Below are 25,759 nucleotides of genomic sequence, written 5' to 3'. Positions count from 1 at the left end.
GTCGGACGTCTATGGACGCTAATAGACCATAAGGCCTTGATTTTGCTGGATTTTAGGCACAAAAAAAGACGTCCGCGGACGTCTTTAGATGATGAAGTGGTGGAGCCGGGGGGATTTGAACCCCCGTCCGCCAGTACTCTGCTGTCGGTACTACATGCGTAGCCGTGTCTATTAAGTTAACCCTCAGCGACCCGACGGGCAGGGTGCTTTGGGCGAGTTGTGTAAGTTTTAGCCGCTTCGTCCACAACGTACTGCACGGCGATTCTGTTCTATATGACAATCACTTTGGGTTTACAGACATCCCCTGATGATTGCTGGACCCGAAGGTACCAGGAGGGAAGGGCTAAGGCTGCTTACGCAGCGAGAGCGTATTCCCCGTAGGTTTCGTCATTGGCAACTATAGAAAGTTGCAACAGTGGATTTACGAGTTCTGTTACCAACTCGGCATGCACCTAAAGGTTCGCAACCGGCGTCGAATCCTAAACGGCCCCGTGCTTGTTGCTCGATGTGATCGTGAGCAACAAGCCTGCGCAGTGTACGTCAAACGGTCACAGAAGGCCAACCCGAAAGGTTGGCCTTGAGCGGTTGGCGGGTTATGGGTTGCCGCCTTTGTCCAGGTTCTGCAGCTCTTGCAGGGCCTTGGACGTGATCTCGATACACTTCTTTTCATCTCTGGCCGCATGGGCGGCTTTGGCTTGGGAGACGGCGGTGTCGATCTCGCCGCTTTTGCCGCTGGTGTCGGTGGCCAGCAGCGCTTTGCCGTTGTTGATTTTTTCCAGGTTGATCTGGCACAGATCTGTTTCATTGCCTGCGGCAAACACGGGGGAGGCCAGCATCGCAGCGGTAACGAATACGCCAGCCAGTACGGAACGCTTCATGGGTATCTCCTTGTGCAAAGAGGTCTCGATGCTGCGCGGTACGTGCGGGCAGCCGGCGAGGTTGTTGGTAAGCCCCGGTTGCCCGGGGCTTAAGCAAGTGACTACGCCGGTATGCAGGGGTTCGTTTTTATTGCGCGGGCCTGGGTCACCCGGTCGACCAGGTAGACCAGGCCGTGGTAATCGATCCCACCGTGCTGGGTCAGACCGATCTCACAGGTGCGGCTGGTGGAGATGCCTTCGCTGCAGTACTGCACGGCGTCCTTGAGGGAGCGCAGGGAGTGGGCGTTGAGTTCCGGGGTGGTGAAGCCTTTGTCGCCGGCGAACCCGCAGCAGTGGATGCCTTCGGGGATGACCACGTTGTTGCTGCAGCGCCGGGCGAGGTCGATCAGGGCCTGGCTTTCGCCCAGGTGCTGGGTGCTGCAGGTGACATGCACGGCAATGGGTGCATCCTGGGGTGTGAAGTCCAGGCGGTCCATCAGGTGGGTGCGTATAAATCGGACAGGGTCGTAGAGGTCCAGGCGCGTTTGCCCCAGGTCCTGGACCAGGCGCAGGGTGCAGGGGCTGGTATCGCAATAGATCGGGTCGAGGCCGCCACGGCTGGCGTGGAGCAGGGCGCCGATCAGTTCCTGGCGTTTGTGCTCGGCCTGTTCGGCGTAGCCTTTGGATGCGAAGGGCTGGCCGCAGCACAGGCTGTCCGGGTTGTCCGGGATGACTACCTGGTAACCGGCTTTTTCCAGCAGGCCACGGGTTTTGTCGTACAGCGACATTTGCTCTTTGTCCCCAGCCGCGGGGCCCATTGCTCGCGATACGCAGGCCGCGAGGTAGACCACCCGTGGTCGTTCATCGTTGACGGCGGGGCTGAAGCGGATGGCTTTTTCCGGCTGTGGCATGGCGCTGGTCCACTGCGGGATTTGGCCTTTGGACAGCTTGGTCACGGAAGCCGAGAGTTTCGCCAGACGCGGCGCGCCGAGCAGCATGCGGGCGCCGTTGGCCACATGCAGGGTAAAGCGTGCGCCTTGCAATGCGGTGGAGAAATGGCTGGCTAGCCACTCGGCGGTTTTCGTACTGTCAGCGTCGCGGCTACGCAGTTTTTTCACCAGGTCACCGGTATTGATGCCTACCGGGCAACGCTGGGCGCACAACCCGGTGGCGGCGCAGGTGTCGATGCCTTGGTAGTGATACGCCGCTTCCAGTTCGGTGGTGTCGATGCCGGCGCGTTTACGTGCCTGGATATCGCGCCAGATCACGATGCGCTGGCGCGGGCTGAGGGTCAGGCCCTTGGATGGGCATACTGGCTCGCAGAAGCCGCACTCGATGCACTTATCCACAATCTCGTCGGCGGCCGGCAGCGGCTTGAGATTTTTCAGGTGGATTTGCGGATCTTCGCTCAACACCACGTCGGGGTTGAGAATGCCGTTGGGATCGAGCAGGCGCTTGAGTTGCCACATCAACTGATAGGCATCGCTGCCCCATTCCAGTTCGACGAAAGGCGCCATGTTGCGACCGGTGCCGTGCTCGGCTTTCAGCGAACCGCCGAACTCCACGGCCACCAGTTGCGCTACGTCATCCATGAACGCCTGGTAGCGTGTGACTTCTTCCGCGCTGTTGAAGCCTTGAGTGAAGACAAAGTGCAGATTGCCTTCCAAAGCGTGTCCGAAAAGGATGGCCTCGTCGTAGTGATGTTTGTCGAACAACTCGATCAAGCGGTTCACGCCGATAGCCAGTTGCTCCACCGGGAAGGTCACGTCTTCGATGATCACCGTGGTGCCGGTTTTGCGTACAGCGCCGACGGCAGGGAAGGTGTCTTTGCGGATGGCCCACAGGCGAGCGTTTTCCACTGGGTCTTCGGTGAAGTCGACTTGTTTCTCAACCGGGAAGTCGGCCAGCGACGCCATGATCAGCGCCAGTTGCTCATGCAGCAGCGACGAGGAAGCTGCGCGGGATTCGATCAATAGCGCGCAGGCACCTTCCGATAGCTGCTGTACGAAAGTGGGCATGCCGGGTTTGTCTTGCACCGAACGCATGCTGCGCCGGTCCAGCAACTCGACCGCCGACACCGGCTGGGTTTTCAGCACCGTTACGGCGTTGCAGCAGGTTTCGACATCGGGGAATACGATCAGGGCCGAAGCCTTGTTCGGGTGGTCGATCACCGTGTCGTAGGTCACGGCGCTGATAAAGCCCAGGGTGCCTTCGGAACCCACCAGCAGATGGCTGAGGATATCCAGTGGCTCGTCGAAATCCACCAAGGCGTTGAGTGACAGGCCGGTGGTGTTTTTCAGACGGTATTTATGGCGAATTTTTGCGGCCAGTTCAGCATTGGCCCGAGTTTCGCGGCCCAGGGTAGCCAGGCGTTCCAGCAACGGGCTGTGTTGCGCGCGGAAGGCCGCGACGCTGGCGGCATCCTCGGTGTCGAGGCGACTGCCGTCGGCCAGTACCAGGCGGATCCCGGCCAGGGTGTGGTAGGTGTTCTGGGCGGTGCCGCAGCACATGCCGCTGGCATTGTTGGCGACAATTCCGCCGATCTTGCAGGCATTGATCGACGCCGGATCCGGACCGATCTTACGCCCGAACGGCGCAAGCCAGGCGTTGGCCTGGGCGCCGATCACCCCGGGTTGCAGACGGATTTGCGTACCTTGGCCACGAATCTCGCGCCCGTTCCAGTTGTCGCCGAGCACGATCAGCACCGAATCACTAATGGCCTGGCCGGAGAGGCTGGTGCCAGCCGCACGAAAGGTCACTGGCACGCGGTCGCGTTGCGCCAGTTGCAGCAGTTCGACGACTTCATCTTCCGATTCGACCCGGATCACCAGTTGTGGGATCAGTCGGTAAAAACTGGCGTCGGTACCGAAAGCCAGGGTGGAGAGAGGATCGTCGAAGCGCCGATCTTTCGGGATCAGTCGTGCGACAGCATCAAGGAACGCGATGGGCAGACTCATGGGTCCTCCAGGATCAGCAGCGCCCAGTCTGGGGAGTCTAGGCGCCAAGGTCCAGCAGACTGGGTTGTGAATAGCTGACGCCGCAAGGCGGCTGCGGCGTCGGTTCTAACGGTATGGCCTGTGGTCTTAATGCACCAGCATGCCGGTGAACCAGTACGCCTGGGCGTAGGTGATCAGGCCGACAATCGTGGCGAAAAACAGGCTGTGCTTGAGGGTAAAGCGGAACAAGTCGGATTCTTTGCCCACCAGCCCGGTCGCGGCGCAGGCCACGGCGATCGATTGCGGGGAAATCATCTTGCCAGTTACGCCGCCACTGGTGTTCGCCGCGACCAGCAGGGTGTCGTTGACGCCGATTTGGTGTGCGGTAGTGGCTTGCAGGGAGCTGAACAGGGCGTTGGACGAGGTGTCGGAACCGGTGAGGAACACACCCAGCCAGCCCAGGAACGGCGAGAAGAACGGGAATGCTGCGCCGGTGCCGGCCAGTACCAGCGCCATGGTCGAAGACATGCCGGAATAGTTGGTGACGAACGCGAACGCCAGCACCATGCCGATGGACAGGATCGGCCAGCGCAGTTCGTAGAAGGTCTCTTTCAAAGTGGTCAGACCAGTTTTGAAGTTGATCTTCAGCACCAGCATGGAGATCAGCGCCGAGAAGAAAATCGCTGTGCCGGTAGCGGAAATCGGGTCCAGCTTAAACACTGCTGGAATGGCAGTGGGGTTGGTGACAATCGGTGCAACCTTGATCACCATCTGGTCCAGGTGCGGAATCGCAAAGTTGAACACCCAGCTGTACATCGAGCCGCCGGCGGCGAACATGGCTTTGAACGGCTTGAGGGTCCAGATGGTGACCAGTACGGTCAGGATCAGGAACGGCGACCAGGCCTTGAAAATTTCCATCAGGCTGTAAGGCGAAGCCACGGAAGTACGTGGTTGGCCGAAACCGCCGACGCTGCCGGTGACCGACACGCTGGAAGTCGCGCCGGCAATCTGGGCGCCCGCGGTACGCTTGGGCTGCCAGACTTTCAGGAACAGGGTCAGGGAAATCAGGCTGGCCAGGGCTGAGGTGATGTCAGGCAGTTCCGGGCCAATAAAGTTGGAGGTGAAGTACTGGGTGATGGCAAAGCTCAAGCCGGCCACCAATGCGGCAGGCCAGGTTTCCTTGACGCCGCGCACACCGTCCATCATGAACACCAGCCAGAACGGCACGAACAGCGACAGCAGCGGCAGTTGGCGGCCGGTCATGGCGCCGATCTTGAAGGCGTCGATGCCGGTGACTTGGCCGGCGACGATGATCGGGATCCCCAAGGCACCGAACGCTACTGGCGCGGTGTTGGCAATCAGGCACAGGCCCGCGGCATACAGGGGGTTGAAGCCCAGTCCTACGAGTAGCGCGGCAGTAATCGCTACCGGCGCACCGAAACCGGCGGCGCCTTCGAGGAATGCGCCGAAGCAGAAGCCGATCAGCAGCACTTGCAGGCGTTGGTCATCGGTAATCGACAGCACCGAGCTGCGGATTACTTCGAACTGGCCGCTCTTGACCGTCAGTTTGTAGAGGAATACCGCGGCGACGATGATCCAGGCGATTGGCCACAGGCCGTAGGCAAAGCCGTAGCCGGCGGCAGCGAATGCCATATCGACTGGCATCTGGAAGGCGAAGATCGCTACCAGGATCGACAACGCCAGGGTGATGCTCCCGGCAACATGACCTTTAAGGCGAAACACCGCCAGGGCCAGGAAGAAAAATACGATGGGAATAACGGCGGCCAGTGCGGACAGGCCGAGGCTGCCGAGTGGGCTGTAGAGCTGTTGCCAGGTTTGCATATGGGGTGGCCCCTAATTGTTGTTGGTCATGCATGCTTAGCTGATTTGGATAATTGGTAAGACCAATTTACAATCGCTGATGGCTAGGTTAAGAGCCTTCGGGGTGGTGTGTCAATTTGCCGCCTGAGAAACTTTGGTCGCATGTCGGCGACGTTGGGTCTGATCGGTGTAATCAAAGGGGTTCTGATAGGTGCCGACAGCGCGGCAATAGGCCAGAATAGAGGGCCCGGCGAGTGGCCGGGATGGTGGAGAGTCAGTTATGGCGTTTGATCAGGTGCGTCAGCGCCGTTTGTCCGACGATATCGTCGAGCAGCTTGAGGGGATGATCCTTGAGGGCACGTTGAAGTCGGGCGAGCGATTGCCGGCCGAGCGCGCACTGGCTGAACAGTTCGGTGTGTCGCGCCCGTCGTTGCGTGAGGCGATCCAGAAGCTGGCGGCCAAGGGGCTGCTGGTCAGTCGTCAGGGCGGCGGTAATTATGTGGTGGAGACGCTGGGTTCAACCTTCAGCGACCCGTTGTTGCATCTGCTGGAAAACAACCCCGAAGCTCAGCGTGATCTGTTGGAGTTTCGCCAGACGCTGGAAGCATCTTGTGCTTATTACGCCGCGCTGCGCGCCACGGAAGTGGACCGCGAACGCCTGACTGCGGCTTTTGATGCCTTGCAGGATTGTTATACGCGTGATGATGAGGTGAGCCGTATTGAAGAGGGTGCGGCCGATGCCAGGTTTCACTTGGCTATCGCCGAAGCCAGCCACAATGCGGTATTGCTGCACACCATTCGCGGCTTGTTTGATCTGCTCAAGCGCAACGTGGTGACCAATATCGGTGGTATGTACCAGCAGCGTAGCGAAACCCGGGACATGCTGATCAATCAGCATCGGGACTTGTACCTGGCGATTATCGAAGGGCGAGCAGAACAGGCGCGGGAAGTTTCAACACGGCACCTGCTGTATGTGCAGGAAGTGTTGGAGGAGGTGCGTCAGGAAGTGCAGCGCATGGCACGGGCGGAGCGGCGCAAGGGGATGTAGCCTGCAGTTGCGGCGCAGGGAGCAGGCTCCCTGGCCACACGGGCGCGCATCAAGGGGCGGCGAAGATCAGTCTTCCTTGCCCTTGTTGCGTACGGCGCGCTGCAGTTCCCGATTGGAGTCGCGCTCGCGCTCGGTATCACGCTTGTCGTATTCCTTCTTGCCCTTGCCCAGTGCGATTTCGCACTTGACCAGATGCTTGCTCCAGTACCACGACAGGCAGACGCAGGCGTAGCCCTTCTGCTGTACCGCGGCGGCGAGCTTTTCCAGTTCGCGTGCATTGAGCAACAGTTTGCGCGTGCGCACCGGATCGGCAATCACGTGGGTGCTGGCGGTCATCAACGGCGTGATATGACTGCCGAGCAGCCAGGCCTCGCCATCCTTGAGCAGCACGTAACTGTCGACCAGCTGCAACTTGCTGGCGCGCAGACTTTTTACTTCCCAGCCGGCCAGGACCAGACCAGCCTCGAACCGATGTTCGATGAAGTAATCGTGTCGCGCCTTTTTGTTCTGCGCGATGGTCCCTGTTGGGTGTTTCTTTTGTTTAGCCATAGGGGCGGCATTATAGGCAGTTGCGAGCGTGTCGGCTACGGTCAACCTGCGTGCTTGAGCGTGTTGGACGAATCCCGGACAATACCGCCAGTTTTCTGGTTTTTTTCTCTCGCGAATCGCGCAGTCTTTTCGCGATGTTTGCCGCTCAGCTTCGGAAATAACGCTCCCATGACGACGCATATTCAACGCTCGGCCCTGCTGCCTTACCCGGCGCAAGCGCTCTATGACCTGGTCAACGACGTGGCGAGCTACCCGGATTTCCTGCCCTGGTGCTCCTCATCCACGGTGTTGGAGAGCAGCGCTGAGCATATGCGTGCGAGTCTTGAAGTGTCCAAGGGCGGGCTTGGCCAGAAGTTTGTGACCAGTAATGTGCTGGTTCCTGGGCAGTCCATCGAGATGAATCTGGAAGAAGGGCCCTTCACTCAGTTGCATGGTGTCTGGGTATTCAAGCCATTGGGGGAGAAGGCGTGCAAGATCAGCCTGGACCTGACGTTTGATTACGCAGGCTCCATTGTGCGGGCGACCTTGGGGCCGCTGTTCAACCAGGCTGCGAATACCTTGGTGGATGCGTTTTGCCAGCGGGCCAAGCAACTGCATGGCTGAGTCACTGATTGAGATTGAGGTGGTCTACGCCGCAGTGGATCGCCAATTGTTGTTGAGTCTGATGGTTGCGCCGGGGACGAGCCTGCGCGCGGCGGTGCTGGCTTCAGGCGTTGCGGCGCAGTTTCCTGAACTGGATATCAACAGTTGCCCATTGGGGATTTTCGGCAAGGTTGTGGCGGACGCTGCAACCCGGAGCGTGCAGTTCGGTGACCGCATCGAGATCTATCGGCCCTTGCTCGCCGATCCGAAGGAAGTAAGACGCTTGCGAGCGGCAAAAGCAGCCGAAGCCCGGCGGCTAAATCCATAGTCTGTGAAACAGCAGGCAACAAAAAGCCCGGCATGCCGGGCTTTTTGTTGAGCGATGCAAATTATTGCGGGCTGGCGTCCAGAGGTTCTGGAGTTGGCACCGGAACGGTTTGCACACCGTCGATATCTTTCTGGATCTGGTCAAGCAAGGAACCTGGCTTGGCCGGTACCTCGGACTTGGGCTGTTCAGCATTCTGCGCTGGCGCAGTGACGCTGGTCCCGCTGTCCTTGCCCAGCAGGGCTTCATCGCGGCTTACGCCGGGCATGAAGTCACCGGAAAGGCTGACGAGCTGATCGTTGCCATTAAAGATGACACTGACGCGCTCCTGTTGGCGTTCCCCGCCTCCAGGTTGCAGGCTATAGAGATAATCCCAGCGATCGGCATGGAATGTGTCGGTCAGCAGGGGATTGCCCATGATAAACCGTACTTGCCGTCGGGTCATTCCCGGGCGTAACTGGTCTATCATGTCCTGCGTGACGACATTGCCCTGCTGGATGTCGATTTTGTAAACCCCGGGGAATGAACAACCGGCGAGTGCGAGCAGTCCCACAAGGGTGAAACTGGTTAGCAAGAGCTTGGTGTTTTGCATCGGTGGGCGACTTCCACTATCTTGGCTGGGACAACGTAAACGCCGATCATACCCGTATTAAGAGAAGCTGCGAAGCAGCATCCGCGAGAAAGCTAACCATGGTTGAAAATAGCGAACTACGCAAAGCCGGTCTTAAAGTGACTCTGCCACGAGTCAAGATTCTACAAATGCTCGATTCCGCCGAGCAGCGCCACATGAGTGCCGAGGATGTCTACAAGGCGCTGATGGAGTCTAACGAGGACGTCGGCCTGGCCACGGTTTACCGTGTACTGACCCAGTTTGAAGCCGCAGGGCTGGTGGTTCGTCATAATTTCGACGGCGGTCATGCGGTGTTTGAACTGGCTGACGGTGGTCATCACGACCACATGGTTGACCTGGATACCAATGAGGTTATCGAGTTCACCAGCCCAGAGATCGAAGCGCTGCAGCACAAGATTGCTGAGGAGCACGGATTCGATTTGGTTGACCACAATCTGGTTCTGTACATACGTAAGAAAAAGTAAGAAAGCTACGCAGATTCACTCTGCGAAACGATCGAAGGCGACCCTAGGGTCGCCTTCGTGTTTTCTGTTTAGAGGAAAACTCGGGGTGGAGTAAGGCTCAGGCCTTCGCCGTCACCACCATTTTCTTCGCGTGGGCCAGGGACTCCTTGGTCAGGTCGATGCCGCCGAGCATGCGCGCGACTTCTTCGACCCGTTCGGTCTTGTTCAGCTTGGACACAGCGGTATGTGTCGCATCGCTGCCCCTGACCTTATGCACAAACAGATGCTGATGCCCCTGGGCTGCCACTTGGGGCAAGTGGGTAACGGTCAATACCTGCCCGCGTTCGCCGAGGCGACGCAACAATTGGCCGACGATTTCTGCGGTCGGCCCGCCGATCCCCACGTCCACTTCGTCGAATACCAGTGTGGGTACGCGCGAAGTCTGGGCAGTAATGACCTGGATCGCCAGGCTGATCCGTGACAGTTCGCCGCCAGACGCCACCTTGGCCAGTGCCTTGAGGGGTTGGCCGGGGTTGGCGCTCACCAGTAGCTCGACCTGCTCCAGGCCGTTGGGCTGCAGCTCGTTGCCACTGTTGGCGTGCAACTCAATGGTGAAGCGCCCGCCGGGCATGCCCAGGCGTTGGATTTCCTGTTCCACGGCGCAGGCCAGGCCGGTTGCTGCTTGCTGGCGCAGGTCGCTCAGCTCCCGGGCTTTTTCCTGGTAGTGGCGGGCGAAGGAGGCCAGTTCATCGCCCAGGCGCTCGATGGATTCATCGTTGGCATTCAGGGTTTCGATCTCGTCCAGCAGTTTTTGCTGCATGGCTGCCACTTCGGTTGGCTGGATCCGATGTTTGCGCGCCAGGGTATAGATAGTGTCGAGGCGCTCTTCTATCTCTTGCAGGCGCGCCGGATCGGCATCGAAGTGGTCAAGGAAGCGGTTCAGCTCGCCAACCGCCTCTTCTACCTGGATCTGCGCACTGGTCAGCAGGGTGGTGGCTTCATTCAGCGAGCCAGAGCCGCTGTTCACGCTCGATAGGCGGTTAAGGCTTGCCGTCAATGCATTCAGCACATTGCCGGAATCGCTTTCGCTGCATTGCTCGACAACCTGGCGACAAATGCCCAGCAATGTTTCGGCATTGGTCAGGTTCTTGTGCTCCTGCTCCAGCTGTTCCAGCTCGGTTTCGCCCAAGCCCAGGCTTTCCAGCTCTTCCAGCTGATAACTGAGGAGTTGGTGGCGGGCCCGCTGCTCGTCGCCGGAGTTGGACAGGCGCTCCAGCTCCAGGCGGGTCTGGCGCCAGCGCTGTGCGGCCAGTTGCACCTGGCGCGCCAGGTCGGTGGCGCCAGCGTATTCATCCAGGAGTCGGCGATGAGTGTCGGTTTTGAGCAGGGATTGATGTTCGTGCTGGCTGTGGATATCGATCAGCAATTCGCCCAGGGCTTTCAGGTCGCCAAGGGGGCAGGGCGTGCCATTGATATAGCCCCGCGAGCGGCCTTCAGCGGTGATCACGCGGCGCAGAATGCACGGGCCGTCGTTATCGAGGTCGCGCTCGGCAAGCCAGGCGCTGGCTTCCGGGATATCCGCCAAATCAAAAGTCGCCAGGATATCGGCCTTGTCTGCGCCGGGGCGAACCACGCCGCTGTCGGCGCGATCGCCAAGGGTCAGGCCCAGTGCGTCGAGCATGATCGACTTGCCGGCGCCGGTTTCGCCTGTGATTACGCTCATCCCGCGATCCAGTTCAAGATCCAGATGCTCGACGATGGCGTAGTTATGTACGGACAGGTGAACCAGCATAGTGGCTGCTCCCAGGCTTTAGGTCTGGTTATTTATACAGTGTTTTGTTTGGCGCTGACAATCCTGAGGTTTAGCTCAATTTGCTTGGATGTCGGCATTTTTTAGTGCGATGTGGAATGTGCGGGAAAGTATGAGTCAGGGCATGTCGGCCCTTGAACCTGGAAATTGTGGCCCCATATACCGGAACAGAAGCGCGAGTTGAGTTCGCGCAGGATTCTGAAAGGAGAAAATTATGGCTGACGAACAGACGCTGGATACGCAAAACCCAGACGCCAACCAGGCCTCGCAGGCAGCGGGTGAAGACCTGGCGGCTCGTGTGCAAGTGCTCGAAGAGCAACTGGCAGGCGCTCAGGATCAGGCTTTGCGTGTTGCTGCCGATCTGCAGAACGTCCGCCGCCGCGCCGAGCAGGATGTAGAGAAAGCCCACAAGTTCGCGCTGGAGAAGTTTGCCGGTGATCTGTTGCCGATCATCGACAGCCTGGAGCGCGGCCTGGAACTGTCCAGCCCGGACGACGAAAACATCCGTGCCATGCGCGAAGGGATCGAACTGACCCTGAAAATGTTCCAGGACACCCTGAAGCGTTATCAGTTGGAAGCCATCGATCCACAAGGCGGCGAGCCGTTCAATGCCGAGCATCACCAGGCCATGGCCATGCAGGAAAATGCTGACCTTGAGCCCAATAGCGTGTTGAAAGTGTTCCAGAAGGGCTACCAGCTCAATGGTCGCCTGTTGCGCCCGGCGATGGTGGTGGTGAGCAAGGCTCCCGCACCGGTTTCGCCATCGATTGATGAGCAGGCTTGAAATCGTTCGTAACGACCCCATTTATAAGTCAAGCGTTTAAGTGCTACCGCAGTTAGCCACCACTGCTGCGGCAACCAAATCCAAAGTTTCGGGAGAGTGAATCATGGGCAAAATTATCGGTATCGACCTGGGGACTACCAACTCCTGCGTCTCCGTGCTGGAAAACGGCGTATCCAAGGTTATTGAGAACGCAGAAGGTGCGCGCACCACTCCGTCCATCGTGGCTTATGCCAACGACGGCGAAATCCTGGTAGGCCAGTCCGCCAAGCGTCAGGCTGTGACCAATCCGCATAACACCCTGTACGCGGTGAAGCGTTTGATCGGTCGTAAGTTCGACGAAGAAGTCGTACAGAAAGACATCAAGATGGTGCCGTACAAAATCGCCAAGGCCGACAACGGTGACGCCTGGGTTGAAGTGAACGGCCAGAAAATGTCGCCACCGCAAATCTCGGCTGAAATCTTGAAAAAGATGAAGAAGACTGCCGAAGACTACCTCGGTGAAGCAGTGACTGAAGCGGTGATCACCGTTCCAGCCTACTTCAACGACAGCCAGCGCCAGGCGACCAAAGACGCCGGCCGTATCGCGGGTCTGGACGTAAAACGTATCATCAACGAACCAACCGCGGCTGCTCTGGCCTATGGCATGGACAAGGCCAAGGGCGACCACACTGTGATCGTTTATGACCTGGGTGGCGGTACTTTCGACGTTTCCGTGATCGAAATCGCTGAAGTCGATGGCGAGCACCAGTTCGAAGTGTTGGCGACCAACGGTGACACGTTCCTGGGTGGTGAAGACTTTGACATCCGTCTGATCGACTACCTCGTAGACGAGTTCAAGAAAGAAAGCGGCATGAACCTCAAGGGTGACCCGCTGGCGATGCAGCGCCTGAAAGAAGCCGCTGAAAAAGCCAAGATCGAACTGTCTTCGAGCAATTCGACCGACGTGAACCTGCCGTACATCACTGCAGATGCCACCGGTCCTAAGCACTTGAACGTGAAGATCTCGCGCGCCAAGCTGGAATCGCTGGTTGAAGACCTGGTTCAGCGCACCATCGAACCTTGCCGCATCGCCCTGAAAGACTCGGGTATCGATGTTGGCTCGATCAACGACGTGATTCTGGTCGGTGGTCAGACCCGTATGCCGCTGGTGCAGCAGAAAGTTACAGAGTTCTTCGGTAAAGAAGCGCGTAAAGACGTCAACCCGGACGAAGCAGTTGCCATGGGTGCTGCCATCCAGGGTGCGGTATTGGCCGGCGATGTGAAAGACGTGCTGCTGCTGGACGTCAGCCCGCTGACCCTGGGTATCGAAACCATGGGCGGCGTGATGACTGCGCTGATCGAGAAAAACACCACGATTCCTACCAAGAAATCGCAGGTGTTCTCGACTGCCGATGACAATCAGGGCGCAGTGACCATTCACGTGCTGCAAGGTGAGCGTAAGCAGGCTGCGCAGAACAAGTCCCTGGGCAAGTTCGACCTGGCCGAGATTCCACCAGCTCCACGTGGCGTGCCACAGATTGAAGTGACCTTCGACATCGACGCCAACGGCATTCTGCACGTAGGCGCCAAGGACAAGGCTACTGGCAAGACTCAGTCGATCGTGATCAAGGCCAACTCCGGCCTGTCCGAGGAAGAAATTCAGCAGATGATCAACGATGCTGAAAAGAACGCCGAGGAAGATCGCAAGTTCGAAGAGCTGGCCGCTGCCCGCAACCAGGGCGATGCACTGGTTCACTCGACTCGCAAGATGATCGCTGATGCTGGCGACAAAGTGACAGCTGAAGAGAAGACTGCAATCGAAGCTGCTGTGGTTGCCCTGGAAGCCGCCGTTAAAGGTGATGACAAGGCCACTATCGAAGCCAAGGTTGAGGAGCTGTCGAAAGTCTCCGCGCCAGTGGCTCAGAAGATGTACGCCGAGCAAGGCCAGCCAGCTGATGGTGCTGCGCAACAGGCAGAGCCTGAAGCCAAGCACGACGACGTTGTCGATGCCGAGTTCGAAGAAGTAAAAGAAGACCAGAAGAAGTAACTTGGTCGCCCGGTTGACCGCTATCAAGCGGTGACTGGTAGGATGTCGCCGCGCGGGAGCTTGCTCCCGCGTTGGCGTGTCTGGGGTACGCGAATTTTTACAGCATGCGACAAGCTTCGGATGCTGGCGGTGTGATCGGGAATGCTCCTGCTTTGCGATCGACAGTCACCGCATTTTTAGCTGGGTCTCGGCTGAGAGCAGTAAAGACCAGGATCGTTGAATTTGACGTGAGTTGGGTCCGGGCCTGTATTGGGGCTCAACGAGTTTGGCAGGCTCAGGAGGGTTTTGCCGGACGTCCTTAAGAGTGCAAAGACTTATGGCAAAGCGTGACTATTACGAAGTATTGGGTGTGGAGCGCGGTTCCAGCGAGGCGGACCTGAAGAAGGCCTACCGTCGCCTGGCGATGAAGCACCACCCGGACCGTAATCCGGATAACAAAGAATCCGAAGAAATGTTCAAGGAGGCCAACGAGGCCTACGAATGCTTGTGTGATCCGAACAAGCGCGCGGCCTACGACCAGTACGGCCACGCGGGTGTCGATCCGAGCATGGGTGGTGGCGGTGCCGGTTTTGGCGGGCAGAACTTTTCCGATATCTTCGGCGACGTGTTCAGCGACTTCTTCGGTGGCGGTCGCGGCGGTCAGCGCGGCGGTGCCCAGCGCGGCAGCGACTTGCGCTACACCCTGGAGCTGAATCTGGAAGAAGCCGTGCGCGGCACCAGCGTCAATATCCGCGTACCGACGTTGGTCAATTGCAAGCCGTGCGACGGTTCGGGTGCCAAGAAAGGTTCTTCGCCGATCACTTGTCCGACCTGTGGCGGTATTGGCCAGGTGCGCATGCAGCAGGGCTTCTTCTCTGTGCAGCAAACCTGCCCGCGTTGCCATGGCCAGGGCAAGATCATTTCCGATCCGTGCGACTCTTGCCACGGCGAAGGGCGTGTCGAGGAGTACAAGACCCTGTCGGTGAAAGTCCCGGCGGGTGTCGATACTGGCGACCGTATCCGTTTGTCGGGTGAGGGCGAGGCGGGCGCGCAGGGCGGCCCGATGGGCGACCTGTACGTGGTGATCAATGTGCGCGAGCACTCGATCTTCCAGCGTGACGGCAAGCATCTGTTCTGTGAAGTGCCGATCAGCTTTGTCGATGCAGCCTTGGGTGGCGAGCTGGAGATTCCGACCCTCGATGGCCGGGTCAAGCTGAAGATCCCTGAGGGGACGCAGACCGGCAAGCAGTTCCGGATCCGTGGCAAAGGCGTTGCGCCAGTGCGTGGCGGTGGGGCCGGCGACTTGATGTGCCGTGTGGCTGTCGAAACCCCGGTCAACCTGGATCGTCGTCAGCGCGAGTTGCTCGAAGAGTTGCGCAGTTCGCTGGACGGTGATGGCTCCCATTCGCCCAAGAGCGCTGGCTGGTTCGAAGGCGTGAAGCGCTTCTTCGGCGACCTGTAAGGACTTGGATATGCGACGTATAGCTGTGATGGGCGCCGCCGGGCGCATGGGCAAGAACCTGGTGGAGGCGGTGCAGCAGCGCTCGCCTCTATCGGGGTTGACTGCGGCGATCGTACGCCCGGGCAGTACGTTGATTGGCGCCGATGCTGGTGAGCTGGCTTCGCTGGGGCGGATCGGAGTGTCGTTGTCCGGTAGCCTGGAGCAGGTGGTTGATGAGTTCGATGTGCTGATCGACTTCACCCTGCCCGAAGTGATGCTGAAAAACCTGGCCTTCTGCCGTAAGGCTGGCAAGGCCATGGTTATCGGTACTACTGGCCTGAATGCCGAGCAGAAGCAGTTGCTGGTTGCGGCGGGCAAGGACATCCCTATCGTGTTTGCCGCCAACTTCAGTGTGGGCGTCAACTTGTCGCTGAAGTTGCTCGACATGGCCGCACGGGTGCTGGGTGATGATGCGGATATCGAGATCATCGAGGCCCATCACCGGCACAAGGTGGATGCGCCATCGGGCACCGCCATGCGCATGGGTGAAGTGATTGCCGATGCCTTGGGGCGCGATTTGTCGAAAGTCGCGGTGTATGGTCGCGAAGGTCATACCGGTGCGCGTGAGCGCGAGACCATTGGCTTTGCTACGGTGCGCGGCGGTGATGTGGTGGGTGACCACACGGTGCTGTTTGCTGCCGAAGGCGAGCGCCTGGAGATTACCCATAAGGCCTCCAGTCGTATGACCTTCGCCAAGGGCGCAGTGCGTGCGGCATTGTGGCTGGAGGGTCGCGAAGCGGGCCTCTACGACATGCAAGATGTGCTGGATCTGCGTTAATCAGTAGCAAAAACGGGCCCTGGGTATTACTCTAGGGCCCCGTTTTTACCCGCTAAGCGACGTCCTGTCGCATTCTCCTGCCTTTTAGGCTCTTTAGCGGTGGACCAAAAAACCCTTTTTCTGTAAGCTACAGCTTTAGTGTGTCCACTAAAAGCGCGCAGAATAATTCAGTGAAGAAGCGGGGTGACGTGTCCATACGTCACTCCGCTTTTTTACAACCTGCGATCGCCCTTTCAGGCTTTATTTACGGGAGGTCTTCTTGACTAAGCCAGCCATACTCGCCCTTGCTGATGGCAGCATTTTTCGCGGCGAAGCCATTGGAGCCGACGGTCAGACCGTTGGAGAGGTGGTGTTCAACACCGCCATGACCGGCTATCAGGAAATCCTTACCGATCCTTCCTACGCCCAACAGATCGTTACCCTGACCTATCCGCACATCGGCAATACCGGTACTACACCGGAAGATGTCGAGTCTGATCGTGTCTGGTCGGCTGGTCTGGTGATTCGTGATCTACCACTGGTTGCGAGCAACTGGCGTAACACGATGTCGCTGTCCGATTACCTGAAAGCCAACAACGTTGTGGCGATCGCTGGTATCGATACGCGCCGCCTCACGCGCATCCTGCGTGAAAAAGGCTCGCAGAATGGCTGCATCATGGTCGGTGACAATATTTCCGAAGAGGCGGCGATTGCCGCAGCGCAAGGCTTCCCTGGCCTGAAAGGCATGGACCTGGCGAAAGTCGTCAGCACCAAAGAGCAGTACGAATGGCGCTCCACTGTCTGGGACTTGAAGACCGACAGCCACGCGACCATCGAGGCTAGCGAACTGCCTTACCACGTGGTCGCTTATGACTACGGCGTGAAGTACAACATCCTGCGCATGCTGGTCGAGCGCGGTTGCCGCGTGACCGTGGTGCCGGCGCAAACCCCGGCCGCCGACGTGTTGGCCTTGCAGCCAGATGGTGTGTTCCTGTCCAACGGTCCAGGTGACCCTGAGCCTTGCGACTACGCTATCCAGGCCATCAAGGAAGTGCTGGATACCGAGATCCCGGTATTCGGTATCTGCCTCGGTCACCAACTGCTGGCCCTGGCCTCCGGCGCCAAGACCCTGAAAATGGGCCATGGCCATCACGGTGCTAACCACCCGGTACAAGACCTGGACACTGGCGTAGTGATGATCACCAGCCAGAACCACGGTTTTGCGGTGGATGAAGCCACCTTGCCGGCCAACGTGCGTGCCATTCACAAGTCGCTGTTCGACGGTTCCCTGCAGGGTATCGAGCGCACCGACAAGAGCGCGTTCAGCTTCCAGGGCCACCCTGAAGCGAGCCCGGGCCCGAACGACGTAGCGCCGCTGTTCGACCGTTTCATCAATGAGATGGCCAAGCGACGCTAAATGAGTGGCCTGAGGGCGGCCCGGGAAACCGGCGGCCCCCTCAGGCTCTTCAAGGATTGTTCAAGACGGCTTGCCGACTGACCTGCGGATTTGAGTGACAAACCCATGCCAAAACGTACAGACATAAAAAGCATCCTGATTCTCGGCGCTGGCCCGATCGTTATCGGCCAGGCCTGCGAATTCGACTACTCCGGCGCCCAGGCCTGCAAGGCCCTGCGCGAAGAGGGTTACCGCGTCATCCTGGTGAACTCCAACCCCGCCACCATCATGACCGACCCGGACATGGCCGACGCCACCTACATCGAACCGATCAAATGGCAGACCGTTGCCAAGATCATCGAGAAAGAGCGTCCAGATGCACTGCTGCCGACCATGGGCGGCCAGACTGCACTGAACTGCGCCCTGGACCTGGAGCGTGAAGGCGTCCTGGAAAAGTTCGGCGTAGAGATGATTGGCGCCAATGCCGACACCATCGACAAGGCTGAAGACCGTTCGCGTTTCGACAAGGCCATGAAGTCCATCGGTCTTGATTGCCCGCGCTCGGGTATCGCCCACAGCATGGAAGAGGCCAACGCGGTTCTCGAAAAGCTGGGTTTCCCGTGCATTATCCGTCCGTCCTTCACCATGGGCGGCACCGGCGGCGGTATCGCTTACAACCGTGAAGAGTTCGAAGAAATCTGTGCTCGCGGTCTGGACCTGTCGCCGACCAAAGAGCTGCTGATCGACGAATCCCTGATCGGCTGGAAAGAGTACGAGATGGAAGTTGTCCGCGACAAAAAGGACAACTGCATCATCGTCTGCTCGATTGAAAACTTCGACCCAATGGGCGTGCACACCGGTGACTCGATCACCGTTGCTCCGGCACAGACCCTGACGGACAAGGAATACCAGATCATGCGTAACGCCTCGTTGGCGGTACTGCGTGAGATCGGCGTTGAAACCGGCGGCTCCAACGTTCAGTTCGGTATCTGCCCGAACACGGGCCGTATGGTCGTGATCGAGATGAACCCGCGTGTATCGCGTTCTTCGGCGCTGGCATCAAAAGCTACTGGCTTCCCGATTGCGCGCATCGCTGCCAAGCTGGCGATCGGTTACACCTTGGACGAGTTGCAAAACGAGATCACTGGCGGTGCTACGCCGGCGTCCTTCGAGCCGTCGATCGACTATGTCGTCACTAAGCTGCCACGCTTCGCTTTCGAGAAATTCCCGAAAGCCGACGCCCGCCTGACCACTCAGATGAAGTCGGTCGGTGAAGTCATGGCGATCGGCCGGACCTTCCAAGAGTCCCTGCAGAAAGCCCTGCGTGGCCTGGAAGTGGGCGTTTGCGGTCTGGACGAGAAGCTCGACCTGAGCAACCCGGAAAGCATGAGCGTGCTCAAGCGCGAGCTGACCGTGCCGGGCGCCGAGCGTATCTGGTACGTGGCTGATGCTTTCCGTGCTGGCATGACCGTCGAAGACATCTTCGGCATGAACATGATTGATCCGTGGTTCCTGGTGCAGATCGAAGATCTGATCAAGGAAGAAGAGAAGGTCAAGACCTTGGGTCTGTCCTCTATCGACCGCGACCTGATGTTCCGCCTCAAGCGCAAAGGCTTCTCTGATCAGCGTCTGGCCAAGCTGCTGGGCGTGACCGAGAAGAACCTGCGCACCCATCGCCACAAGCTGGATATCTTCCCGGTCTACAAGCGCGTTGACACCTGCGCCGCAGAGTTCGCCACCGACACCGCCTACATGTACTCCACCTACGAGGAAGAGTGCGAAGCCGCGCCGTCGGGCCGCGATAAGATCATCATCCTGGGCGGCGGTCCAAACCGTATCGGCCAGGGCATTGAGTTCGACTACTGCTGCGTCCACGCCGCCCTCGCCCTGCGCGAAGACGGGTACGAGACCATCATGGTCAACTGCAACCCGGAAACCGTTTCCACTGACTACGATACGTCCGACCGTCTGTACTTCGAGCCGGTGACGCTGGAAGACGTGCTGGAAATCTGTCGCGTCGAGAAGCCAAAAGGCGTGATCGTTCAGTACGGCGGGCAAACTCCGCTGAAACTGGCACGTGCCCTGGAAGCGGCCGGCGTGCCGATCATCGGTACCAGCCCTGACGCCATCGACCGTGCCGAAGACCGTGAGCGCTTCCAGCAAATGGTCGAGCGCCTGAACCTGCGCCAGCCGCCAAACGCGACCGTGCGCAGCGAAGACGAGGCCATCCGGGCAGCCAGCAAGATCGGCTACCCGTTGGTGGTGCGTCCGTCCTACGTACTGGGCGGCCGGGCGATGGAAATCGTCTACGAAGAAGAAGAACTCAAGCGCTACCTGCGTGACGCGGTGAAAGTCTCCAATGACAGCCCGGTGCTGCTGGACCACTTCCTCAACTGCGCCATCGAGATGGACGTGGATGCGGTCTGCGACGGTACCGACGTGGTGATTGGCGCGATCATGCAGCACATCGAGCAGGCAGGTGTTCACTCCGGTGACTCCGCGTGCTCCCTGCCGCCGTACTCGCTGCCGCTGCACATCCAGGACGAGATGCGCGAACAGGTCAAGAAAATGGCCCTGGAACTGGGTGTGGTCGGCCTGATGAACGTACAGTTGGCGCTTCAAGGCGAAGACATCTACGTCATCGAAGTCAACCCGCGTGCTTCGCGTACCGTACCGTTTGTTTCCAAGTGCATCGGTGTGTCCCTGGCGATGATTGCCGCCCGTGTGATGGCCGGTAAGACCTTGAAGGAAATCGGCTTCACCAAGGAAATCATTCCGAACTTCTACAGCGTGAAAGAGGCGGTGTTCCCATTCGCAAAATTCCCTGGCGTGGACCCGATCCTGGGCCCAGAAATGAAGTCCACCGGTGAAGTGATGGGTGTGGGTGATACTTTCGGCGAAGCATTCGCCAAGGCCCAGATGGGTGCCAGCGAAGTGCTGCCGACCGGCGGTACTGCGTTTATCAGCGTGCGTGACGATGACAAGCCGCTGGTTGCAGGCGTGGCCCGTGATCTGATCAACTTGGGCTTCGAAGTCGTGGCCACCGCCGGGACCGCCAAGCTGATTGAAGCGGCTGGCCTGAAAGTGCGTCGCGTGAACAAGGTAACGGAAGGTCGTCCGCACGTTGTCGACATGATCAAGAATGACGAAGTCACCCTGATCATCAACACCACCGAAGGTCGCCAGTCGATCGCGGATTCCTACTCCATTCGTCGTAACGCCTTGCAGCACAAGATCTACTGCACCACCACCATTGCTGCTGGCGAAGCCATCTGTGAAGCGCTCAAGTTCGGTCCGGAAAAGACCGTGCGGCGCTTGCAGGATCTACACGCAGGATTGAAGGCATGATCAAATACCCTATGACTGTCCAGGGCGCCAAGGCCCTGGAAGAGGAGCACGCCCACCTGACCAAGGTCGTACGTCCAAAGCTGAGCCAGGACATCGGTACGGCCCGTGAGCTGGGTGACTTGAAAGAAAACGCCGAATACCACGCTGCTCGTGAGCAGCAGGGTATGGTCGAGGCGCGGATCCGTGACATTGAAGGGCGGATTCAGAATCAGGTCATCATTGATGTCACAAGCATTCCGCACACCGGCAAAGTGATTTTCGGTACCACTGTGGAAATCGCCAACGTCGAGACGGATGAGCGCGTGACTTATCACATCGTGGGTGAGGACGAAGCTGACTTCAAACTCGGCAAGATCTCCGTCGGTTCGCCGCTGGCCCGTGCTTTGATCGCCAAGGAAGAGGGTGACGTGGTCGCCGTCAAGACGCCTGGTGGCGTGATCGAGTACGAGATTGTCGAAGTTCGTCACATCTGAAAGACGGCGCCCGCTTCCAGCGGGCGCCATGCTTTGGCAGCTGGCCCAGATGCTCTGGGTTGGCGGTCTATGGCTGTTACACCTGGGTGTATTGCCGGTGCTGGGTATGATTGGCCTGGCGCCGTTGTTGATCGATGAGATCGGCGGATTATTGAGTGCGCTGCTGGTGGGTTTTGCGGCGGCGTGCGTGATTCTCCAGGCATTGGTGCTGGTCAAGGCCGAGGGCTTGGGGAGTTTGTGGCGGGATATGCGTGGGCAGCTGCTGTTGATGGCGCTGTATGCGTGCGCAATGTATTGCGTGGTGCACGTATTGCTGCCGCAAGCGTTGCGCTGGCAGTTGTTCAGCTATCTTGTGCTAGGGTTTTCTGGCTTGGTGCTGGTAGTACAGCCGGCGCCGGGGTGGAGTGGCGGGGCGCGCGAAGCACGCCCGTGACCCTTGAATCATTTGAAGCGATGAACGTTCGACAATTGCTTGTTGGCGCTGAAATTCTTGCGATACAGCAGCGCCATCTTGCCGATGACCTGAACCAGGTCCGCTTTGCCCACCTTGCACAGTTCTGCAATGGCGGCCAGGCGCGCTTCGCGATCAAGGATATTGACCTTGATCTTGATCAGCTCGTGATCGCCTAATGCGCGTTCAAGTTCGGCTAGCACACCTTCAGTCAAACCGTTGTCTGCCACAATCAGAACTGGTTTCAGATGGTGGCCAATGGATTTGTACTGTTTCTTCTGCTCTTGAGTGAGCGGCATAATCTGACCCCTGCGTCTGATCTTGTAAAAAGCGGCGGCCAGTTTACCCGAGCGAGTCCGGGACCGCCCAGTTAATCACGACCCGTTTTATTTTCGAGGTGGCCCGTGGCCCGTTCCAAAACTAGCCTTAAGTGGCTTCAAGAGCATTTCAACGATCCTTACGTCAAAAAGGCGCAGAAGGACGGTTACCGTTCACGGGCCAGTTACAAGCTGCTGGAGATCCAGGACAAGGACAAGTTGATCCGCCCGGGCATGAGCGTTATTGACCTGGGCGCCGCCCCGGGTGGCTGGTCCCAGGTGACCAGTCGTCTGATTGGTGGGCAGGGGCGTCTGATCGCATCCGACATCCTGGAAATGGACAGCATCCCGGATGTGACCTTTGTTCATGGTGACTTCACCGAGGACGCCGTACTTGCGCAGATCCTTGAAGCGGTAGGAAATTCGCAGGTAGACCTTGTGATTTCCGACATGGCCCCCAATATGAGTGGATTACCGGCCGTCGATATGCCGCGCGCTATGTTCCTCTGTGAGTTGGCGCTGGATTTGGCGGGTCGGGTTTTGCGTCCAGGTGGAGATTTCCTCGTGAAGGTCTTCCAGGGCGAAGGGTTTGACGAGTACCACAAGAACATCCGCAAGTTGTTCGACAAGGTGCAGACGCGCAAGCCTGACTCTTCCCGGGACAGGTCCAGGGAGCAGTATTTGCTGTGCCGCGGCTTCCGCGGTGTCGAGGGCGCTGCGAGCGAAGAGCGTTTTTGAGGAATTGGAGGTAGGCGATAGGTTTTTTTATATCGCTTTCGTCATGAAGCTTTACGAATATTGTGTAGTCAAAGTTTCACAAAGGGTTACAGACGGCGCCTGCCAGAGTTGTAGGTAATGTAGTAAGTTAGGCCGGTGAATATCATGCGAAGCGCGCGCCAGTAGCGGAGCTTGCTTCAGAGGGTAGTTAATTGAACGATATGGCAAAGAATCTGATCCTGTGGTTGATCATCGCGGCTGTCCTGGTGACGGTGATGAACAACTTCTCCAGCCCTAACGAGCCGCAGACCCTCAACTATTCCGACTTCATCCAGCAAGTTAAGGATGGCAAGGTCGAGCGCGTGGCGGTTGATGGCTACGTGATCACTGGCAAACGCAACGATGGCGACAGCTTCAAGACCATTCGTCCGGCGATCCAGGACAATGGCCTGATCGGCGACCTGGTGGATAACAAGGTGGTCGTCGAGGGCAAGCAGCCTGAGCAGCAGAGCATCTGGACACAGTTGCTGGTTGCCAGCTTCCCGATCCTGGTGATTATCGCCGTTTTCATGTTCTTCATGCGCCAGATGCAAGGCGGCGCGGGGGGCAAGGGCGGGCCGATGAGCTTCGGCAAGAGCAAGGCGCGCCTGCTTTCCGAAGATCAGGTGAAAACGACCCTGGCTGACGTTGCAGGTTGCGACGAAGCCAAGGAAGAAGTTGGCGAACTGGTCGAGTTCCTGCGCGATCCGGGCAAGTTCCAGCGCCTGGGCGGCCGTATTCCTCGCGGTGTGCTGATGGTCGGTCCTCCAGGTACCGGTAAAACCCTGCTTGCCAAGGCGATTGCCGGCGAAGCCAAGGTGCCGTTCTTCACCATTTCCGGTTCCGACTTCGTCGAGATGTTTGTCGGCGTAGGTGCAAGCCGTGTGCGTGACATGTTCGAGCAGGCCAAGAAACACGCGCCTTGCATCATCTTTATCGATGAAATCGACGCTGTCGGTCGCCATCGTGGTGCTGGTATGGGCGGTGGTCACGACGAGCGTGAGCAGACCCTCAACCAGTTGCTGGTGGAGATGGACGGCTTTGAAATGAACGATGGCATCATCGTGATTGCCGCCACCAACCGTCCTGACGTACTTGACCCGGCGCTGCTGCGTCCGGGCCGCTTCGACCGTCAGGTTGTGGTTGGCTTGCCAGATATCCGTGGCCGTGAGCAGATTCTCAAGGTCCATATGCGCAAAGTGCCAATGGGCGACGACGTGGCTCCGGGCGTGATTGCCCGTGGTACTCCTGGTTTCTCTGGTGCCGACCTGGCTAACCTGGTGAACGAGGCTTCGCTGTTCGCTGCCCGTACCGGCAAGCGTATCGTCGAGATGAAAGAGTTCGAACTGGCCAAAGACAAGATCATGATGGGCGCCGAGCGCAAATCCATGGTCATGTCCGAGAAAGAGAAGCAGAACACTGCTTATCACGAAGCCGGTCACGCCATTGTCGGTCGCGTTGTGCCTGAGCACGACCCGGTCTACAAAGTATCGATCATTCCTCGTGGTCGGGCGCTGGGTGTCACCATGTTCCTGCCGGAAGAGGATCGCTACAGCCTCTCCAAGCGCGCCCTGATCAGCCAGATCTGTTCGCTGTACGGCGGTCGTATCGCTGAAGAGATGACCTTGGGTTTTGACGGTGTAACCACCGGCGCGTCCAACGACATCATGCGTGCCAGCCAGATTGCGCGGAATATGGTCACCAAGTGGGGTCTGTCGGAAAAACTCGGCCCGCTGATGTATGCCGAGGAAGAGGGTGAAGTGTTCCTGGGTCGTGGCGGCGGCGGTCAAAGTGCCAGCTTCTCCGGCGAGACAGCCAAGCTGATCGACTCCGAAGTGCGCAGCATCATTGACCAGTGCTACGGCACGGCCAAGCAGATCCTTACCGATAACCGCGACAAGCTCGACGCCATGGCTGATGCCCTGATGAAGTACGAGACCATCGATGCCGAGCAGATCGACGACATCATGGCTGGTCGTACGCCTCGTGAGCCTCGTGATTGGGAAGGCGGTTCGGGTACTTCAGGCACGCCGCCAGTGGTACAGAACGAGCGCCCGGAAAACCCAATCGGCGGCCCGGCTGCCGACCTTTAAGGCTTGAAATGACTTCTGCGTCGCCCTCTACCCGGTTGCCTTGCGGCAGCCGGGTTCTTGATTTGGCCCGTACTCACGTTATGGGCATTCTCAATGTAACCCCTGATTCCTTTTCCGACGGTGGTCGCTTCAGCCAGCTGGATGCGGCATTGCGCCATGCAGCGGCGATGGTCGCTGCCGGTGCGACTCTTATCGATGTGGGTGGCGAATCGACCCGGCCAGGAGCGCGTGCTGTTTCCCCATTGGAGGAGATGGAGCGTGTTGCGCCGGTTGTCGAGCGAATCCATCGCGAACTGGATGTAATCATTTCGGTAGACACCTCGACCCCTGCTGTCATGCGCGAAACCGCGCGGCTTGGGGCAGGGTTGATCAACGACGTGCGCTCGTTGCAGCGTGACGGCGCGCTGGATGCTGCTGCGGCCACTGGGCTGCCTGTCTGCCTGATGCATATGCTCGGCGAGCCCGGGACGATGCAGGACGCCCCGCACTACGACAACATTGTTGAAGAAGTGACGGAATTTCTTGCAGGTCGCATTGCCCAATGCGCCGCTGCGGGGATTGCGCCTGAGCGGATCATTCTCGACCCCGGGTTTGGTTTTGCCAAAACCCTGCAGCACAACTTGAGCTTGTTCAAACATATGCAATCGCTGCATGCCCTTGGTCGTCCCCTGTTGGTTGGGGTGTCGCGCAAGAGCATGATAGGCATGGCCTTGAATCGTCCCGTGGGCGAGCGCCTGCATGGCGGACTGGCCCTGGCGGCTTTGGCCGTTGCCAAGGGCGCGCGCATTCTGCGAGTGCACGATGTGGCCGAGACTGTTGACGTAGTACGGATGATCGAAGTGGTAGAATCAGCCGAATAAGAATGATGGAGCACTT

Annotated in this window: 22 protein-coding genes and 1 other RNA gene; 15 read left to right on the top strand and 8 right to left on the bottom strand. The window is 58.6% G+C overall.

From position 1 onward, the window contains the following. Positions 1-97: 97 nt before the first annotated feature. The 4 genes from ssrA to HBO09_RS14175 form a co-directional block, all read right to left on the bottom strand. Positions 98-491: a transfer-messenger RNA gene (gene ssrA / locus HBO09_RS14190) on the bottom strand. A gap of 102 nt (positions 492-593) precedes the next feature. Further along, positions 594-878 (bottom strand): hypothetical protein, encoded by a 285-nt coding sequence (locus tag HBO09_RS14185; protein ID WP_169995177.1) that lies wholly within the window; start codon positions 876-878, stop codon positions 594-596. 101 nt (positions 879-979) lie between these two features. Continuing rightward, the gene (locus HBO09_RS14180; protein WP_169995175.1) at positions 980-3,814 is read right to left on the bottom strand and encodes an FAD-binding and (Fe-S)-binding domain-containing protein; all 2,835 of its coding nucleotides are present in this window, start codon (positions 3,812-3,814) and stop codon (positions 980-982) included. Positions 3,815-3,940: 126 nt separating this feature from the next. After that, on the bottom strand, positions 3,941-5,635 hold the full coding sequence (locus tag HBO09_RS14175; protein ID WP_169995173.1) for a lactate permease LctP family transporter: 1,695 nt from the start codon (positions 5,633-5,635) through the stop codon (positions 3,941-3,943). A gap of 259 nt (positions 5,636-5,894) precedes the next feature. Here HBO09_RS14175 and HBO09_RS14170 point away from each other — a divergent pair, with 259 nt between their 5' ends. Next, positions 5,895-6,662, top strand: coding sequence for an FCD domain-containing protein (locus tag HBO09_RS14170; RefSeq protein ID WP_070994380.1), 768 nt, complete (start codon positions 5,895-5,897; stop codon positions 6,660-6,662). A gap of 66 nt (positions 6,663-6,728) precedes the next feature. Here the strand turns inward: HBO09_RS14170 and smpB are convergent, their stop codons facing one another. Then, entirely contained in the window at positions 6,729-7,211 is a 483-nt protein-coding gene (gene smpB / locus HBO09_RS14165) for an SsrA-binding protein SmpB (RefSeq protein WP_029299012.1), read from the bottom strand. 168 nt (positions 7,212-7,379) lie between these two features. Here smpB and HBO09_RS14160 point away from each other — a divergent pair, with 168 nt between their 5' ends. Both HBO09_RS14160 and HBO09_RS14155 read left to right on the top strand, forming a co-directional pair. After that, positions 7,380-7,814, top strand: a complete 435-nt coding sequence (locus HBO09_RS14160; protein WP_169995171.1) for a type II toxin-antitoxin system RatA family toxin — start codon at positions 7,380-7,382, stop codon at positions 7,812-7,814. Then, positions 7,807-8,121 carry an RnfH family protein gene (locus tag HBO09_RS14155; RefSeq protein ID WP_169995169.1) on the top strand — a complete coding sequence of 105 codons (315 nt, stop codon included), beginning with the start codon at positions 7,807-7,809 and terminating at the stop codon, positions 8,119-8,121. The genes HBO09_RS14160 and HBO09_RS14155 overlap by 8 nt, the downstream gene beginning before the upstream one ends. Before the next feature lie 61 nt (positions 8,122-8,182). Here HBO09_RS14155 and HBO09_RS14150 read toward each other — a convergent pair whose 3' ends face one another. Further along, on the bottom strand, positions 8,183-8,710 hold the full coding sequence (locus HBO09_RS14150; protein ID WP_029299006.1) for an outer membrane protein assembly factor BamE: 528 nt from the start codon (positions 8,708-8,710) through the stop codon (positions 8,183-8,185). A gap of 98 nt (positions 8,711-8,808) precedes the next feature. Here HBO09_RS14150 and fur point away from each other — a divergent pair, with 98 nt between their 5' ends. Continuing rightward, positions 8,809-9,213: a ferric iron uptake transcriptional regulator gene (gene fur / locus HBO09_RS14145; protein ID WP_003194220.1), complete on the top strand. Its 405-nt coding sequence runs from the start codon at positions 8,809-8,811 to the stop codon at positions 9,211-9,213. A gap of 97 nt (positions 9,214-9,310) precedes the next feature. Here the strand turns inward: fur and recN are convergent, their stop codons facing one another. Beyond that, complete coding sequence (recN, locus tag HBO09_RS14140) at positions 9,311-10,984, bottom strand: DNA repair protein RecN (RefSeq protein ID WP_169995167.1); 1,674 nt, start codon at positions 10,982-10,984, stop codon at positions 9,311-9,313. Positions 10,985-11,216: 232 nt separating this feature from the next. Between recN and grpE the strand changes: the two genes are divergently transcribed. The 8 genes from grpE (at position 11,217) to HBO09_RS14100 (ending at position 21,699) form a co-directional block, all read left to right on the top strand. Beyond that, positions 11,217-11,786, top strand: coding sequence for a nucleotide exchange factor GrpE (gene grpE, locus HBO09_RS14135; RefSeq protein ID WP_038445951.1), 570 nt, complete (start codon positions 11,217-11,219; stop codon positions 11,784-11,786). A gap of 103 nt (positions 11,787-11,889) precedes the next feature. Continuing rightward, the gene (gene dnaK, locus HBO09_RS14130; protein WP_029299003.1) at positions 11,890-13,812 is read left to right on the top strand and encodes a molecular chaperone DnaK; all 1,923 of its coding nucleotides are present in this window, start codon (positions 11,890-11,892) and stop codon (positions 13,810-13,812) included. Between the two features lie 316 nt (positions 13,813-14,128). Further along, complete coding sequence (gene dnaJ / locus HBO09_RS14125) at positions 14,129-15,253, top strand: molecular chaperone DnaJ (RefSeq protein WP_169995165.1); 1,125 nt, start codon at positions 14,129-14,131, stop codon at positions 15,251-15,253. 10 nt (positions 15,254-15,263) lie between these two features. Then, positions 15,264-16,070, top strand: coding sequence for a 4-hydroxy-tetrahydrodipicolinate reductase (gene dapB / locus HBO09_RS14120; protein WP_029298999.1), 807 nt, complete (start codon positions 15,264-15,266; stop codon positions 16,068-16,070). A 259-nt stretch (positions 16,071-16,329) separates the two neighbouring features. Continuing rightward, positions 16,330-17,466 carry a glutamine-hydrolyzing carbamoyl-phosphate synthase small subunit gene (gene carA, locus HBO09_RS14115; RefSeq protein WP_169995163.1) on the top strand — a complete coding sequence of 379 codons (1,137 nt, stop codon included), beginning with the start codon at positions 16,330-16,332 and terminating at the stop codon, positions 17,464-17,466. Positions 17,467-17,571: 105 nt separating this feature from the next. Beyond that, the gene (gene carB / locus HBO09_RS14110; RefSeq protein WP_169995160.1) at positions 17,572-20,793 is read left to right on the top strand and encodes a carbamoyl-phosphate synthase large subunit; all 3,222 of its coding nucleotides are present in this window, start codon (positions 17,572-17,574) and stop codon (positions 20,791-20,793) included. After that, positions 20,790-21,266, top strand: a complete 477-nt coding sequence (greA, locus tag HBO09_RS14105) for a transcription elongation factor GreA (protein ID WP_008029775.1) — start codon at positions 20,790-20,792, stop codon at positions 21,264-21,266. The genes carB and greA overlap by 4 nt, the downstream gene beginning before the upstream one ends. A gap of 28 nt (positions 21,267-21,294) precedes the next feature. Continuing rightward, the gene (locus HBO09_RS14100) at positions 21,295-21,699 is read left to right on the top strand and encodes an MFS transporter (protein WP_169995158.1); all 405 of its coding nucleotides are present in this window, start codon (positions 21,295-21,297) and stop codon (positions 21,697-21,699) included. An 8-nt stretch (positions 21,700-21,707) separates the two neighbouring features. Here the strand turns inward: HBO09_RS14100 and HBO09_RS14095 are convergent, their stop codons facing one another. Further along, on the bottom strand, positions 21,708-22,016 hold the full coding sequence (locus HBO09_RS14095) for a YhbY family RNA-binding protein (protein ID WP_029298992.1): 309 nt from the start codon (positions 22,014-22,016) through the stop codon (positions 21,708-21,710). Between the two features lie 105 nt (positions 22,017-22,121). Between HBO09_RS14095 and rlmE the strand changes: the two genes are divergently transcribed. The 3 genes from rlmE (at position 22,122) to folP (ending at position 25,743) form a co-directional block, all read left to right on the top strand. After that, on the top strand, positions 22,122-22,772 hold the full coding sequence (gene rlmE, locus HBO09_RS14090; protein ID WP_029298990.1) for a 23S rRNA (uridine(2552)-2'-O)-methyltransferase RlmE: 651 nt from the start codon (positions 22,122-22,124) through the stop codon (positions 22,770-22,772). Between the two features lie 200 nt (positions 22,773-22,972). Further along, a complete protein-coding gene (gene ftsH / locus HBO09_RS14085) occupies positions 22,973-24,883 on the top strand; it encodes an ATP-dependent zinc metalloprotease FtsH (RefSeq protein ID WP_029298988.1) in 1,911 nt (636 codons plus the stop codon). An 8-nt stretch (positions 24,884-24,891) separates the two neighbouring features. After that, a complete protein-coding gene (gene folP, locus HBO09_RS14080) occupies positions 24,892-25,743 on the top strand; it encodes a dihydropteroate synthase (RefSeq protein WP_169995156.1) in 852 nt (283 codons plus the stop codon). The last annotated feature ends 16 nt before the right edge of the window (positions 25,744-25,759 follow it).

Source organism: Pseudomonas sp. WS 5027 (genome assembly GCF_012985695.1).
Taxonomy (GTDB): domain Bacteria; phylum Pseudomonadota; class Gammaproteobacteria; order Pseudomonadales; family Pseudomonadaceae; genus Aquipseudomonas; species Aquipseudomonas hygromyciniae.
This window is presented reverse-complemented; position numbering and strand designations above follow the sequence as displayed.

Excerpts from the sequence above, each read along its gene's own strand:
- HBO09_RS14180 (WP_169995175.1), bottom strand. The coding sequence starts at position 3,814 with ATGAGTCTGCCCATCGCGTTCCTTGATGCTGTCGCACGACTGATCCCG.
- ftsH (WP_029298988.1), top strand. The coding sequence starts at position 22,973 with ATGGCAAAGAATCTGATCCTGTGGTTGATCATCGCGGCTGTCCTGGTG.
- recN (WP_169995167.1), bottom strand. The coding sequence starts at position 10,984 with ATGCTGGTTCACCTGTCCGTACATAACTACGCCATCGTCGAGCATCTG.
- HBO09_RS14160 (WP_169995171.1), top strand. The coding sequence starts at position 7,380 with ATGACGACGCATATTCAACGCTCGGCCCTGCTGCCTTACCCGGCGCAA.
- HBO09_RS14150 (WP_029299006.1), bottom strand. The coding sequence starts at position 8,710 with ATGCAAAACACCAAGCTCTTGCTAACCAGTTTCACCCTTGTGGGACTG.
- greA (WP_008029775.1), top strand. The coding sequence starts at position 20,790 with ATGATCAAATACCCTATGACTGTCCAGGGCGCCAAGGCCCTGGAAGAG.
- dapB (WP_029298999.1), top strand. The coding sequence starts at position 15,264 with ATGCGACGTATAGCTGTGATGGGCGCCGCCGGGCGCATGGGCAAGAAC.
- HBO09_RS14100 (WP_169995158.1), top strand. The coding sequence starts at position 21,295 with ATGCTTTGGCAGCTGGCCCAGATGCTCTGGGTTGGCGGTCTATGGCTG.
- dnaJ (WP_169995165.1), top strand. The coding sequence starts at position 14,129 with ATGGCAAAGCGTGACTATTACGAAGTATTGGGTGTGGAGCGCGGTTCC.
- HBO09_RS14170 (WP_070994380.1), top strand. The coding sequence starts at position 5,895 with ATGGCGTTTGATCAGGTGCGTCAGCGCCGTTTGTCCGACGATATCGTC.
- HBO09_RS14155 (WP_169995169.1), top strand. The coding sequence starts at position 7,807 with ATGGCTGAGTCACTGATTGAGATTGAGGTGGTCTACGCCGCAGTGGAT.
- carB (WP_169995160.1), top strand. The coding sequence starts at position 17,572 with ATGCCAAAACGTACAGACATAAAAAGCATCCTGATTCTCGGCGCTGGC.
- HBO09_RS14095 (WP_029298992.1), bottom strand. The coding sequence starts at position 22,016 with ATGCCGCTCACTCAAGAGCAGAAGAAACAGTACAAATCCATTGGCCAC.
- fur (WP_003194220.1), top strand. The coding sequence starts at position 8,809 with ATGGTTGAAAATAGCGAACTACGCAAAGCCGGTCTTAAAGTGACTCTG.
- HBO09_RS14185 (WP_169995177.1), bottom strand. The coding sequence starts at position 878 with ATGAAGCGTTCCGTACTGGCTGGCGTATTCGTTACCGCTGCGATGCTG.
- grpE (WP_038445951.1), top strand. The coding sequence starts at position 11,217 with ATGGCTGACGAACAGACGCTGGATACGCAAAACCCAGACGCCAACCAG.
- smpB (WP_029299012.1), bottom strand. The coding sequence starts at position 7,211 with ATGGCTAAACAAAAGAAACACCCAACAGGGACCATCGCGCAGAACAAA.
- folP (WP_169995156.1), top strand. The coding sequence starts at position 24,892 with ATGACTTCTGCGTCGCCCTCTACCCGGTTGCCTTGCGGCAGCCGGGTT.
- HBO09_RS14175 (WP_169995173.1), bottom strand. The coding sequence starts at position 5,635 with ATGCAAACCTGGCAACAGCTCTACAGCCCACTCGGCAGCCTCGGCCTG.
- dnaK (WP_029299003.1), top strand. The coding sequence starts at position 11,890 with ATGGGCAAAATTATCGGTATCGACCTGGGGACTACCAACTCCTGCGTC.